General features: G+C 34.8%; 16 protein-coding genes and 1 pseudogene. 8 read left to right on the top strand and 9 right to left on the bottom strand.

Going from position 1 to position 13,182, the window contains the following annotated elements:
* Positions 1-74 precede the first annotated feature (74 nt).
* From AC0ONG_RS23640 to AC0ONG_RS23625, 4 genes are read right to left on the bottom strand one after another with little or no spacing between them, the layout of a single operon-like run.
* Complete coding sequence (locus AC0ONG_RS23640; RefSeq protein WP_000575387.1) at positions 75-890, bottom strand: HAD family hydrolase; 816 nt, start codon at positions 888-890, stop codon at positions 75-77.
* Positions 887-1,999, bottom strand: a complete 1,113-nt coding sequence (locus tag AC0ONG_RS23635; protein WP_136997206.1) for a cysteine protease StiP family protein — start codon at positions 1,997-1,999, stop codon at positions 887-889. Before AC0ONG_RS23635 ends, AC0ONG_RS23640 begins: the two co-directional genes overlap by 4 nt.
* A 5-nt stretch (positions 2,000-2,004) precedes the next feature.
* Positions 2,005-3,351, bottom strand: coding sequence for a phosphoribosyltransferase family protein (locus AC0ONG_RS23630; RefSeq protein ID WP_000856295.1), 1,347 nt, complete (start codon positions 3,349-3,351; stop codon positions 2,005-2,007).
* Positions 3,296-4,399, bottom strand: coding sequence for an HpcH/HpaI aldolase/citrate lyase family protein (locus AC0ONG_RS23625; protein WP_133964163.1), 1,104 nt, complete (start codon positions 4,397-4,399; stop codon positions 3,296-3,298). Before AC0ONG_RS23625 ends, AC0ONG_RS23630 begins: the two co-directional genes overlap by 56 nt.
* A gap of 161 nt (positions 4,400-4,560) precedes the next feature.
* On the opposite strand from AC0ONG_RS23625, the gene AC0ONG_RS23620 reads away from it, so the two are divergent.
* Entirely contained in the window at positions 4,561-5,040 is a 480-nt protein-coding gene (locus tag AC0ONG_RS23620; RefSeq protein ID WP_133964164.1) for a GNAT family N-acetyltransferase, read from the top strand.
* Positions 5,041-5,063: 23 nt separating this feature from the next.
* Here the strand turns inward: AC0ONG_RS23620 and AC0ONG_RS23615 are convergent, their stop codons facing one another.
* Entirely contained in the window at positions 5,064-5,555 is a 492-nt protein-coding gene (locus tag AC0ONG_RS23615; RefSeq protein WP_000665102.1) for a phosphatidylglycerophosphatase A family protein, read from the bottom strand.
* A gap of 120 nt (positions 5,556-5,675) precedes the next feature.
* On the opposite strand from AC0ONG_RS23615, the gene yutH reads away from it, so the two are divergent.
* Positions 5,676-6,677 carry a spore coat putative kinase YutH gene (gene yutH, locus AC0ONG_RS23610; protein ID WP_133964165.1) on the top strand — a complete coding sequence of 334 codons (1,002 nt, stop codon included), beginning with the start codon at positions 5,676-5,678 and terminating at the stop codon, positions 6,675-6,677.
* A 59-nt stretch (positions 6,678-6,736) separates the two neighbouring features.
* Here the strand turns inward: yutH and AC0ONG_RS23605 are convergent, their stop codons facing one another.
* Both AC0ONG_RS23605 and AC0ONG_RS23600 read right to left on the bottom strand, forming a co-directional pair.
* Positions 6,737-6,952, bottom strand: coding sequence for a hypothetical protein (locus tag AC0ONG_RS23605; RefSeq protein WP_001125497.1), 216 nt, complete (start codon positions 6,950-6,952; stop codon positions 6,737-6,739).
* Positions 6,953-7,148: 196 nt separating this feature from the next.
* Complete coding sequence (locus AC0ONG_RS23600; protein WP_000431159.1) at positions 7,149-7,385, bottom strand: NifU family protein; 237 nt, start codon at positions 7,383-7,385, stop codon at positions 7,149-7,151.
* A gap of 195 nt (positions 7,386-7,580) precedes the next feature.
* On the opposite strand from AC0ONG_RS23600, the gene AC0ONG_RS23595 reads away from it, so the two are divergent.
* From AC0ONG_RS23595 to phnA, 6 genes and pseudogenes are all read left to right on the top strand, one after another.
* The gene (locus AC0ONG_RS23595; protein ID WP_000248589.1) at positions 7,581-7,889 is read left to right on the top strand and encodes a YuzD family protein; all 309 of its coding nucleotides are present in this window, start codon (positions 7,581-7,583) and stop codon (positions 7,887-7,889) included.
* 52 nt (positions 7,890-7,941) lie between these two features.
* Positions 7,942-8,736 carry a nucleotidyltransferase domain-containing protein gene (locus AC0ONG_RS23590; protein ID WP_136996866.1) on the top strand — a complete coding sequence of 265 codons (795 nt, stop codon included), beginning with the start codon at positions 7,942-7,944 and terminating at the stop codon, positions 8,734-8,736.
* Positions 8,737-8,834: 98 nt separating this feature from the next.
* Positions 8,835-9,513, top strand: a pseudogene (locus AC0ONG_RS23585) (lysostaphin resistance A-like protein).
* A 326-nt stretch (positions 9,514-9,839) separates the two neighbouring features.
* Positions 9,840-10,637 carry a DUF2628 domain-containing protein gene (locus AC0ONG_RS23580; RefSeq protein WP_127726010.1) on the top strand — a complete coding sequence of 266 codons (798 nt, stop codon included), beginning with the start codon at positions 9,840-9,842 and terminating at the stop codon, positions 10,635-10,637.
* Positions 10,638-10,707: 70 nt separating this feature from the next.
* The gene (locus AC0ONG_RS23575) at positions 10,708-10,989 is read left to right on the top strand and encodes a hypothetical protein (RefSeq protein WP_000622255.1); all 282 of its coding nucleotides are present in this window, start codon (positions 10,708-10,710) and stop codon (positions 10,987-10,989) included.
* Between the two features lie 159 nt (positions 10,990-11,148).
* The gene (phnA, locus tag AC0ONG_RS23570) at positions 11,149-11,490 is read left to right on the top strand and encodes an alkylphosphonate utilization operon protein PhnA (RefSeq protein WP_000212735.1); all 342 of its coding nucleotides are present in this window, start codon (positions 11,149-11,151) and stop codon (positions 11,488-11,490) included.
* Positions 11,491-11,711: 221 nt separating this feature from the next.
* On the opposite strand, the gene AC0ONG_RS23565 is transcribed toward phnA, so the two are convergent.
* Together AC0ONG_RS23565 and AC0ONG_RS23560 are read right to left on the bottom strand one after the other, a co-directional pair.
* Entirely contained in the window at positions 11,712-12,509 is a 798-nt protein-coding gene (locus tag AC0ONG_RS23565; protein ID WP_000679259.1) for an ABC transporter permease, read from the bottom strand.
* On the bottom strand, positions 12,493-13,152 hold the full coding sequence (locus tag AC0ONG_RS23560; protein ID WP_000470267.1) for an ABC transporter ATP-binding protein: 660 nt from the start codon (positions 13,150-13,152) through the stop codon (positions 12,493-12,495). Before AC0ONG_RS23560 ends, AC0ONG_RS23565 begins: the two co-directional genes overlap by 17 nt.
* Between the last annotated feature and the right edge of the window lie 30 nt (positions 13,153-13,182).

The raw sequence follows: 13,182 nt of genomic DNA, 5'->3' as shown, positions 1-13,182 counted from the left end.
GTGTAGCAACAGCGATTCAAATAAATTGTACCATTTGTTTAATTGTGGTGCGTATGCAATTGTGCATATTTTAATCATGAGGTAGGTAATGAACTGTGAATAATTTGAAGTGATTTATTTACGATTTCTTCTGCGGCATATATGCCGATTGCGTCTGTTTTTAAAATATAGGATTGTAAGTTATCATGCATTGCTCCTAACTCACCATGAAGTGGTGCGAAGGCATGGTTCGCCTTTTCAAGCATGCATAAATCAAGTAAAGAATCCCCAGCTGTAATAATCGTATCTATTTGCAAAATTTCTTTTATATATTGCACGGCATCCCATTTGTTAATTGGTTTTGGTACAAAGTATAGCTTCCTACCTTGAAGTGAATGATTCCAGCCTTGTTTGTCTAACCAGGAAGTGAAGGATGATAATTCATCATAAGGAATGTTCTCCCGTTTAATGATGCAATAATGGAATAGATCATCGGCTGTTTTTTGTGATATAACCCAATCTTTATGAGCAATTTGTCCAAACTCCTTTAGTATGTCGTTTCTCTCTATACATTCAACCGATAGTCTTTCTTTTACTGTCCTGTTCCAAGTACCATCTTGTTTACCGTTATGAAGGATATTACCGCCGTTACTTGTAATGGCGTATTCGGGAATGATTTCGTTTTGGAATAAAGTAATACGCTGAAACTGCTCAATAGTTCTTGTTGTAACTGGGATGAAATGTGAGTGCAGTTGTAATTTTTTTAGTAGTGAAATGGTTTTATGTGATATGAAAGAAATTTCTTTCCCATCTAAAGTTTCAATGAGTTGAATTGATTCATCTTCTATAGGGGCACGAAACGATTTCCGGGAATAAATAAGCGTTTGATCAAGATCACTGGCAAAAATCATAACGTTTCCCTCCTAAGAGGCTTAATGAGCCCGCAACATGAATAAGTCATATTCTCATAGATTTCAATAGGGACATTCTTTTCTTTAGCGAGAAGTAAAATATGCTTTAAATCGGGATTGTTTTGCTTACATATTAAAATTTTCCACGGTATTCTCCGGAGTAATACGCGAGTTGTTTCACCGACTCCTGGTTTGATTAAGTTAATATCGTCAATTTCAAAGTGACTTTGGATAGACTGTATATCTTTTAATCCTTGCCAAGAGGGATCAGTGTAAGTTGAAGTAATATAACGTAATTGATTATCTATATGAGAATGAACAGAAGGGAATAAATCTGTCACCTCATCAATGAAGAAATTTGATAAGTCTTCTTGTTCTAGCTCTTTATAATATTTAACACCATGAAAATCATTTGGACCAATGTAGGTATCATTTAGTACAGTGCGGCTAATGAGTCCAGAGACGGTTGCATTTAAGCAAGCGCTAGGAATAAGAAAATCTTCACGTGTACCGTAAATTGAAGTACAGTAACCGGGATCAGCAAGCACAGCCATACAATGAGAAATGTGTGTATTATTTCGTTCGTTAAATGTGTGTACTGCATATTCTAATTCTTTTTTTATTGCACCTTTCCCAGTCCATCCATCAATGAATTGAATTGTTTCTTTAGGGTGATGTTCCAAAATATAATGGAGTGCATTTTCATCAATACCGCGTCCGCGAACAATAGAAATACAATAGTGAGGTACATCAAGGTTGTATTGATAGCGTATGTAGCGTTTTATAAGAATGCCAATAGGTGTACCAGCACGAGCTAATGAAACGAGGACAAGGTTAGTTCCTTTAGTCTGTATAATTTGTTCGGCGACAACTCCAACAGCGATGGCTAGTTTGTGTTTGTATTGTTGCAGAGAAGAAAAGAATAAATCCATATACGCTTTAGATGGTTTATATTCCATTGGTAACATTTCAGAATAATGTGTGCCAGCTTGAATTGCTTGTTCTCTAGTTTCTGTGGAACTTTCTTTCATTAAATCACTAATATCTTTTAATAGAAAAATAGCATCATTTGGATCATAACTACTAATGTGAGAATTTAATTTTACCATAATTATCAACCTTCCTTTTCTATGCTATTTGAAAATGAGACGATATGAATAAAAGGAATAACTGTTTGTAACTGCTGTAGAAGAGGAGATAGGGCTTCTTCTCCTAAATCACGTTCAATAAAAACAAATACTTCATCGTAATCATGAGGTGAAATATTATAAAAGTAATTTGTAATAGTAGAATCTTCAGGACTTGGATATGAGAAATGATTATGAATGGCGTAGTTCACATCATTTGAAACAGGATGGATAGGGCTTCTTGTTGTAGATTGATATAAAATATTTTCACCCATTTCAGCAGCAATTTTCATTGGGATATACATAAATTCACCCGTTCCGAGGCAGAGTGTTCGTTTTCCAATTCTTTCTCTTTTTAAAGTTTTTCCTGCTTCTTGAGCGAAAGAATGAATGTGCTGTTGTTCATATGCTGAAATGCCAAATCGCCCAGTATATTTTATATAATTTGATGTATAGGGTAATTTTGGGCAGGTAAGGGTATGTTTTTTGAAATCAGGTTTTGTTTCTTCAATTTGAATATCTGTTTTGGCAATATTCAATGGTTGGCCAGTTGTATGAATACTGCCTTCTAATAAAGAAATAACATGAATCTTAATTTGAAGTTCGTCTTCTAATTGTTTAAATTGTCTTCTATTAGTATGAGAACGCCAGTCTAATAAAGAAGCAATAATATATTCTTCTCGTGGGAATTTATTTTGAATCGATCTAATAATATTTAATGCTGTTTTTCCTGTTGTCATCTCATCATCTACGAGAACAATAGGATTGCTGTTTTGAAAAAAGCTTTCATCCACATAACAACGGTGCGATGTTGCATGAGAATGTTCTTCCTCAAATGTAATGACAGATTCTAGGTGGGGTATCGATTCCCTAGTTGTATGTACATACTTTGCATTTTGAAAGCATTGAAACATAGAATGACCAAGTGCTGTCGCTGTCTCAGCGAATCCGATGAACAAAACTTCTTCTTGCAGAGGATATTGATAACGAAATACTTCCTCTGGGATTTCATGAATTTCTAATGAAATGAGATTTAAAATTTCTTTTTGAAATGGATGAGAAGTATTATGTAGCATTTCCATATATCTTGTAGCGAGAGCAAATCCACTTGATAGAGAGACTGCAGGTTTAATAGGAAGATGCTTTCCAAGGATTGTACTCACAAATAAAAAACTACGTTTCTTATTTATTCTAGCAGCCATTTGAAAAAGATTGTCTAGCGCTAAGTTATATGGATTATCACGTACTTCTACATGAACTTGTATATTATTTAAAACGTTATACGTGTTGCTTTGCGTTTGTAATAAGGAGATCGGTGAATTGTTTGTTTTCATGTAGCACCCCATAAATATTAGATTTTAAAATGGTTTTGCGAGCCCAGCCATAATGCGGCTTTACTTCATTCATTTTGTTAGAAAAACTGCTTTTTAGCACTCCATTATACGTATCTGCATTTTGTAAAATTGACCTCGCATCTAAATAATCTTCCATTGTGACAATGTGCATTGCCTGTACAACTTTAATATGAGATGGGTGAATAACTGTCTTTCCGATTAAGCCATTTGCATGGTCAAGTGATACCTCTTGAATGAGCCCTTCTTCATGATCATTAGAAAAATATTCCCATACACATCCTGAAATAATATATTCATTTGTTGCCCTTGAGAAAACGTTAATAATGTCTGAAATACAATCACGGACAACAGTAATATGATAGATAGGTGTGTATTTATTGCGCCGAATACTAAATATACTTGAAAAATCAGTAGCACCAATACGTACATTTAAGATGTAATCGTGATAAGAATCTAGTAAATCTTTTATTTGTAATAATGATTCTGCCCGTGTTTCCTTATACATAATTTCTGGTGATTCTAAAATCGGCATGCCATATAGCGATAATGAGTATAACTCGTTTATACATGCAAGCTGATCGATATAAGTCTTTCCGTTAATCGGTGTGAATTTTGGAAAGACAAAACCACATAAACAATGAACAGCACTACCTAATTCAGTAACAATTGTCTTCATTTGACTTGGCTGTCGAACTCTAATAAAAAGAAGTGGGATGTCTGCTTGATTTAGTATGTTGGCACTGACTAAGTTGGCTATTTGCTGTATTTGAACGACGATGTTTTGCTCTGCAAGTTTTACTTCTTCATCGCTGATAGCGTCCTCTAGACAAAGAATAATTGAGGTAGCATCCACATGTTTCTTTCTAATTATATCTTCCGCAATCGTTTCTTTCGTGCCAGGAGTATATAGTGTAGCGCCTAGTGTGTAAGCTAGTTGTTCTTTTCCTATATTTTTTGAAAAACTAAGAGGTTCTTTATAGAAAAAATTTTGCCGTTCTTCTGAGGAGAGATAAGAAAAGTAATTCAAATTGTCACCACCTTATTTGTAATGATTCTGTTTAATCGTAACATAATAAGAAAAATCTTCCATAAAATGAAGCGAGAAATTAAAAAAATATATTGAGAAAGATGAATTATAAGATGAATATCGAATATTGTTAATAGAAATATAATAGGGGGAAAGAGAAAGTGGATATACATAAGTTAACAGAGGAAGAAGCAAATGAGATAAATACGTGGGCGTACGAGGAACCATATAATTTATATAGTTTTTCAGGCGAGAAAGAAGTAATAAAAGAATTATTAGATGGAACTTATTATGGCTGTTGTAACGATCAAGAAGAGTTCATCGGCTATTTTTGTTTTGGAGAAAATGCACAAGTACCAGGTGGAAGAGATGCTAATTTATATGGTGGAGAAGATGTGATTGATATCGGACTTGGCATGAAGCCAGATTTAACAGGGAAGGGAATGGGAGAACTGTTTTTTCAAGCTGGAATAGCGTTTGCTGCTAAGGAATTTAATTCGAAGATGTTTCGATTAAGTGTAGCAACATTTAATACAAGAGCGATTACGTTATATAAAAATATCGGATTTAAGCAAGGGTCTATTTTTTTGAGTCGTGGAAGAGAATTTATGCTTATGGAATACGAAAGACCGTCAGCATGAAACTGACGGTCTAGAAAACATTATTATTCCGAGTGATCAGCTCGGTGCGCTAAACGGCTTGAGGCAGCGGCAGCAATTCCGCCAACGATATCGTCAAGGAACGTGTGCACTTTTCCAGTTGATTTATCATTTAAGTATTCTAAAATACCAGGTTTTAATTTATCGATATATCCAAAGTTCGTGAAACCGATAGATCCGTATACATTCACGATAGAAAGTGCGATAACTTCATCAATTCCGTATAAGCCTTCATCACGTTTTACGATATCTTGTAACGGCTCACTTAGCATTCCTTTTTCAGCAAGAACATCGAGTTCGATACCTGTAATCAGTGCGTTTTGTACTTCACGTTTTGATAGTACACGTTCTACATTATAACGGCATTCTGACATCTCTAAATTTGGATGATATTTTTTTTGAAGAAAATGAACAAGTTCAGCAATATCGTCAATTGTTACACCGCGTTCTTGTAATAGTTGTAATGCTCTTTCTTGTAGTTGATTTGATTCTTTCATGTTTATCACCTTTTTTTCTTTTTAGTATTTGTATACGTTTCGTTGCTTTATCATGTGCATAGGAATGAAAGGCGAGCACAAGCTCATATATATAAAGAAAAACCATAGGTGGCGACTGCGATGATTCAGCATATTTATGAGCATTATCACATGCATGTTAAAGAATTAATCCCCCTTGGCCCCTATAAAAGCTTTTGGATTCGCAACAAAATTTATGTACTTGTTCCAATTGGAGAAATGGAGGAAGAAGTACTTGTAGAGATGAAAAAGCTCAGTGATTATATGAACCAGCAAGGGGATATAACTGTAGCGACTTTCGTTCCGACTATACACGGCTACTATGTAAGTGAGATAGTAGAACAAAATTACTGCTTATTAAAAGGTATGCGCACGTTAGAACGACATGCTATGTCATTAGGAAGTGAGCTTTCTATATTCCATAAACGAGGTGCATTCTTTCCAGAAGAAATTGAGCAATTAAGCCGTATTGGTGAATGGAAAGCGTTATGGGAAAAAAGGCTCGACCAATTAGAAAAGTTTTGGCAATCACAAGTGATGAACCACCCTTCAGATGTATTCGATCAATTGTTTATTGAATCCTTCCCGTATTACTTAGGAGTTGCAGAAAATGCAATTCAATATGTTGTCGATACAGAAATGGATGATACGCCGCAACTAACGGATGCAGCAACAATTTGCCAAGAACGATTCACACCTTTATTATGGCATCAAACGAAGCGGCTCAAACTTCCTTTTGATTGGGTTTATGATCACCCAACTCGAGATATGGCAGAATTAATTCGCTATATGATGATAGAAAAAAAGAAAGACTGGGAGCAAACAATAATTCAATTTGTTACAGATTATGAACGTAATTATTCGCTATCCTCATTTGGCTGGCGCTTATTATTTGCAAGGCTCTTGTTCCCGCTGCACTATTTTGAAACGGTCGAACGATATTACCAAACTGGAAACGAAGAACAAAAAAGCATATATAGAGATCGCTTAGAAGCCATTTTACACGATGTGAACCGCTCAGAGCAATTTATGAAGCATTTTTATGGCTCACTTCGTTTACCAGTAGATAAGCTTGGGATTAGAAAATTAGATTGGCTATCTTAAACGTATAAAAAAGAGACCGCTGGAGGTCTCTTTTTTATACCACAATTTTATGTAATACATTATGCCCCTACCTGTTGATCTGTACATATATTTAAAACGAATTGATGTTTTTCGAGTTTTTCATTTACTTTACCCAATAATTCTTGCTGGATTTCTTTAAATAAAAATTGATAGCTTGTATTCCATGTTGGTATAACGGATGAAAGGCCTAATAAATACTCTTTTTTCTTTTCTAGTTCTTGAATTGTTAAAAAAGTGTTCCCCATTTTTGGCATGTGTCATCCCCCTATGTTTTCTTACTGTATATGTGTGAACGATTCACTATATAGTATTAATTATCGCATTTTTTGAGAAGGATTTCCAATTTTGTTTTATGATGTTAACGGATAAATGTGATTTGAATAAAAAAAGGAGACCAAATTTGGTCTCCTTTTAGAAGGCGATTCTGAACGAGCCGCTTCCGCTTTTAGATTAAAATACTTGTTCTACTTCGATAACGCCTGGTACTTCTTCAAGTAACGCGCGCTCGATACCAGCTTTTAGTGTGATTGTAGAACTTGGGCAGCTTCCGCATGCACCCATAAGGCGTAGTTTTACGATACCTTCTTCAATGTCTACTAATTCAACGTCTCCGCCATCGCGAAGTAAGAATGGACGTAATTTATCTAATACTTCTAATACTTGTTCTTGCATATGTGGGTTTTCCATTTTTATCGACTCCTTTCATCAGTTTTATTATAATCAAGATAGAGGGGAAAATCTATTTTTTCTCTTCTTGTTTTATTGTCGAAATATTGTATCGTGTTTTTTCAGTATAGGGGTATGGAATAAGTTTGTAAAATGATGTGCTTATGTAATAAGACATCTGAATATACTGTTGGAACAAGAAGTGGGGGAGAAGAAATGGTTAATGTGCAAGTGTATGGGACGAAAGTAATTTGTGCGAGCTGCGTCGGAATGCCATCTTCAACAGAAACGTTTGAATGGTTACAAGCGGCAATTGGTCGTAAATATGAAGGACAAGAAAATAAATTTAATTTCGAGTATATTGATTTTCAAGAAGAACAAGAAGATGAAGATAAGAAAGCATTCGCTGAGCGCGTAGTGGAAGAAGATTTATTTTATCCGGTCGTTCTTATAAATGGAGAAATTGTTGGAGAAGGAAATCCTCGTTTGAAGGATGTTTACGAAGAAATCGAGAAATATTTATAAAACAAGAAGTCTTTGCGAATTTGCAAAGGCTTTTTTTATTGGAGGGATAGATGTGAAAAATGGAGTGAAGCATGCGTTACCAACGGAAGTACAACAGTTAATGGAGCGGTACACAGTAGAATTAAAAGAAATTTTTTTGGATGAAAAAATAGTCGGGGTATATATTTACGGATCCATCGCACTAGGTGCATTTCATAAGGAAACGAGCGATGTTGATTTTGTTACAGTGATAAGTGATTCCGTGAATGAAGCTGAAAAACAGCAGCTTGTGGAACTACATAAGAAACTTAGTGATAATACGCTAGGTAAAAGAATGGACGGTATGTATATTCCGCTTGTTGATTTAGGGAAATACAATGATGAAATAAACGAGTATGTGTATTGTGCAGATGGTAAAGCTAATGTTGGTCATTGGGACATTAATGCGGTCACATGGTGGACGTTGAAAAATCAAGGCATTACAGTTACCGGAAAAGAAGCAGAAGATCTTCCGTTGCAAATACAATGGAATGATGTAGTAAATACGATGAAATATAACGTAGAACAGTACTGGAGTGAAAAGGCGAAACAACCATATTTATTCTTTGTAGAAGAGTGGGTAGAATCAGCTGTCGTTACGATGGGACGTATTTTATATACACTAGATCATAAAACAATCGTTTCAAAAGATAGAGGCTTGCAATACTTGTTAGAAAGTTCAGCGGAAGAATGGGAGCTTTTATTAAAAGAAGTAGAGCGAATATGGCACAATCCAAAAGAAAAGCGAATGCTCTCAAGGTGGAGAAGGGCAGATATGACGAAGAGGTACTTACTGCATTTAATTGAGGCGTGTAGAGAGAAATGGTAGGGACGAAAATGGACAATACAGTGGGGTGTATTGTCTTTTTTTATGTTGGATTTGGTATATAATGGTTTAAAAAGTTTAATTATACTGGAGGGGATAGGATGAATATAGAATTAGCTACATATGAAGAAAAGAATGAACAAATGAGTATGCGCCAAGTAATTAGCATTCTATTAATTATTTTTGGGGTCATGCATGGAATTGGTTTTTTGAACCTTTTATATGATTCTTCCTTATACCCATGGTATGTAGATTATCTTATTCCACCTTTCACGTTTTGTATGATTATCGTAATGTATGCACCGGCAAGAAATTGCTGCTTACATTTAATAAAATCATTACAATTCAATAATTTTAAATACTATGTAACGATAGTAATGACAGCGATTGTAATGCTTATATATCTTGCAATATTAAATTTAGTTCTACCACATGGGCTTGGGGTGGACGAATCTAATATAGTAATAGAGCCTACTAAAAGTGAAATCATTTTATACGTAGTTGTACTCACCGTTTTTGCACCGATTTGGGAAGAAATTTTATTTCGGGGGATGTTTTTCACGAAATTATCCCAGCGCTTTTTCTACACTTACTAGTGCCGTTATAAGTGCTTGTATATTTACTTTAGGCCATCCCCTTACAGTGGGTAGTCTTTTATATATTTTTGGTATGGGTATATGTTTAGCATACACATATAAGAAAACGAAGAATTTACTCGTTCCAATTGGGATTCATTTATTAAATAATTCGTTTTATTTATTATTGAATTTTCAACTATAAAAAGACGCCTTTTTGAAAAGGGCGTCTTTCGTATTTTGTAGTAAGTAGAAAGGGTTTTACACTCATTGTGTAGAGGCAAGGTAATACAAAATATAAATAGTTTCATGTGAAACATTTTTATTATCAAATATACAAAATGATTAACTTAGTGTATTAAACGTATCATTCATAAGTATTCTAATATATTTAAAAGTAAAATGAAATAAGAAACGGATAATTGTCGGAATATATTCGATTTCCGTTCATTTTTATGAAATATGTGTACTTTTTGTTAGATTCCTTTATTTTGTACATATACAATAAATGTATATAGAAATAAGAAAAGGATGATGTACGTGAAGGACACTGTTTTACAAGAAACAATTTCTCAGCAAGAATTACATAAAGTTGTTCAAAAAAATACAGCTTATTATGATTTTAAGTGGGGTAAAGTAGAAAATCCTGCGCAAGGGAATACATGGAATTGGGTAGCCTTTTTCTTCCCAACCTTTTGGTTAGCTTATCGTAAAATGTATAAGTTATTTATTATATTTGCGTTATTGGCTATACCTAGTATAGTTATACCCCCTTTTATAGATATTCCAGATGGGATTTATGTAACATTTAGTTTAGCTCTTCAATTAGGAATGATGATATTTACTGGATGGCAAGGAAACCGTTTATATTATAAGCATGCTGTTCGTGTTTTTCGTAAGGGAGAAGATGCGTCTGATCATGAGAAGGCGTATTTCTTACAATCAAAGGGCGGCGTTAGTGTAGCTGGTATGATTGGTTTACAGATTATAGTCGGGATTGTGTTTGGTTTAGCTGCGTTAGGGCTGTCCTTTTTATCAACTGAGCCGAATATTAAAAACGTTGTTCGTTCAAGTGATGAAGGGGTTACTTTAGAGATTATGACTGATAATCCAACTTGGAAGTTTGTGAAGAAAGAAAAAGAGTATGACGTAGTAGAGTTTACTGGTTATGATTATACAGAGAAGAAAAATGTGAAAATTAAATTTGCTGTTTATTTCGATGAAGATTATTTCGAGTGGCAAGAGGTATATGAAAATAATAAGAAGTTAAGTGAAGAAGAAGTAGAAGAATATCAAATTTATATTGAAGAAAATAATTGGGGTTTCTAGAGGGAACTCGTTCATTTTGAAAAGAAGAATCTTGTGAAGATTCTTCTTTTGTTTATTAGGGGAGAGAGAAATGATTTCAGCATTAATAGAAGCTCTAATAGGATCTATTAGTTTAAGTACGGGTTTACACACGAAAAAGATTGATGCTAACATACTTTACTTGCAGCAGTATGAGTGGTTTCGAATGATGTATGAAGACGAGAAGTATCGAAAGTTATTTATTACGAACTACAAAGTTCGCTCATATTTACAAAGTAAGCTGAGAGTTCGATTGCTGGTAAAAAATAAAAATGCACAACGAAGATTTTTAAAATTAGTAGAAGAGCAAATGGAAAAAAGGCATACGAATTGAAATTTTGTAAAATACAATAAAAAATGAGAATTTGAGGTAGGGTTGTCAATAACGTGAGACTATGGCACTATAAAGAAATGCTATACAAATTTTATTTATCGAGATGTAAACATCAATTTTGATTTTTACGTATAAATAATGAACGGAGGAAATGAATTTATGGCTACTTTACCAAATTGTCCAAAATGTAATTCAGAATATACGTATGAGGATGGCGTTCTTTTCGTATGTCCAGAATGTGCTCATGAGTGGGGCCAAGACGCAGAAGCTGAAAATAATGATGGTGCAAAAGTTGTAAAAGATGCGAACGGAAACGTTCTTCAAGATGGCGACGCTGTTACTGTTATTAAAGATTTAAAAGTAAAAGGAACTTCTTCAGTTGTGAAGATCGGTACGAAAGTAAAGAGTATCCGTCTAGTTGATGGCGATCACGATATCGATTGTAAAATCGACGGTTTCGGAGCTATGAAGTTAAAATCACAGTTCGTTAAGAAGGCGTAAGACAATAAAAAGAGGGGGCGAATAGCCTCCTCTTTTTATTATGTCACTTTTTGTCGGTAAATCGATATTTCGTGCAAAATCGTTGATATATTCTAAGTTATGATAGATATATTTGAAAAATCGTTGATATATTGCAAGTTATGATAGATATATTGAAAAAATCGTTGATATAATTTCACTCACCGAGAACAGGGCATCATTTACTGAGCGAAAGTTACGATTCACTTCGCATCATAGTCAACCTCTTTCAACTGACATCGCTTATTAAAGAACGTTTTATATCCAAGCTGTAAAAAGATAATGACAGCGAAAGCGGTACTTCCTGAAATACCGAGTATGATAGCGATTTGATATTGAATGGCTGTGAATGGTGATACACCGGATAATATTTGACCAGTCATCATGCCTGGTAAGCTTATAATTCCCATTCCGACCATAGAATTAATTGTTGGTAAAATAGCAGAATCAAAAGCGTCTCGAATGAGCGGAGCAGCTGCTTCTTTCGGTGTTGCGCCGAGCATAAGTGCACCTTCAATTTGACCTCTTTGCGATTTCATATTGTTTAAGAACGTATTTGCGCCGAGAGAAACACCAGTCATGGCATTACCGACTAACATTCCCGTAATAGGGACGATATATTGCGGAGCATACCAAGGGTCATGACCGATAATAACAAAGATAAATAGTAGAAGTGGCCCAATTGATCCAGCGACCATGGAAAGGGCGGCTACTCGTTTTAATTCTTTAGACATTGGGATATTAACTCGTTTATAAATATTAAAAATTGCAAAGGTAGTAATAGAAGTAATGAGAGCAATTGTATAAAATGGATTACTGTTTTCAAATACGTATGTAAGGACATATGCAACAAGTACGAGCTGAATCGTCATACGGAATGTTGCGAGCGCGATTTGTTTTTCACGAGGTATTCCTTTTAATTTTACAAGTCCAATTAAGATAAGGATAAAAATATAGGCAGCCGCCAGTTGCCAAATTTGGAGTTCAATAACGCCCTTCAATAGAGAGCACTTCCTTTCTAGTTGCACCGTTTGTTTTACTAATTTCAATAATGTCGTCTGCAATTTCTTTTGGAAGTTGTTGCGAGTGTGTGATGAAGATAACTGTTTTTTTCTTTTTTCGTGCTAGTTCAGTAAATTGTTTCATAACGCGGCGTTCTGTATCATTGTCTAGTGCTGAAGTGGGTTCATCTAATAAATAGACAGGCGGATCCATAAGTACAATACGAGCAAAGGCAAGTCTTTGTTTTTCACCGCCGGATAATGAGGAGGCGCTATCTTCTAATTGCTTGTCTAAGCTAACGGTTTGTAATGCACTCCGCAGGGCATCATCATTTGGAAATGGTTTTTCAGAAAGACGAAGTCCCGTTAATAGGTTTTCTTTAACGGTTCCATCAAAAATAGGTGGAGTTTGCCCAAGCATAACTACGTCACGACGTAATTGAATAGGCGGATAATCAGAAATTAACTTTCCGTTATATTCAATTGTACCGGATGTTGGAGATTGTAAATCGTTTAACATGCGAAGCAATGTGCTTTTTCCACTTCCACTTTCACCGATAATGCAAGTGATTTTTTCATTTTGAATCTGTAAATAAGGAATGTGTAGGATATCTTTATATATAACGTCTTTTAATATAAACATAAATCGCTCCTTTCTGATTCTATTTATATC

It is taken from the genome of Bacillus sp. TCT6, assembly GCF_056033845.1.
The sequence above is the reverse complement of the archived record's forward strand: the minus strand, read 5'-3'. Positions and strand labels throughout refer to the sequence as shown.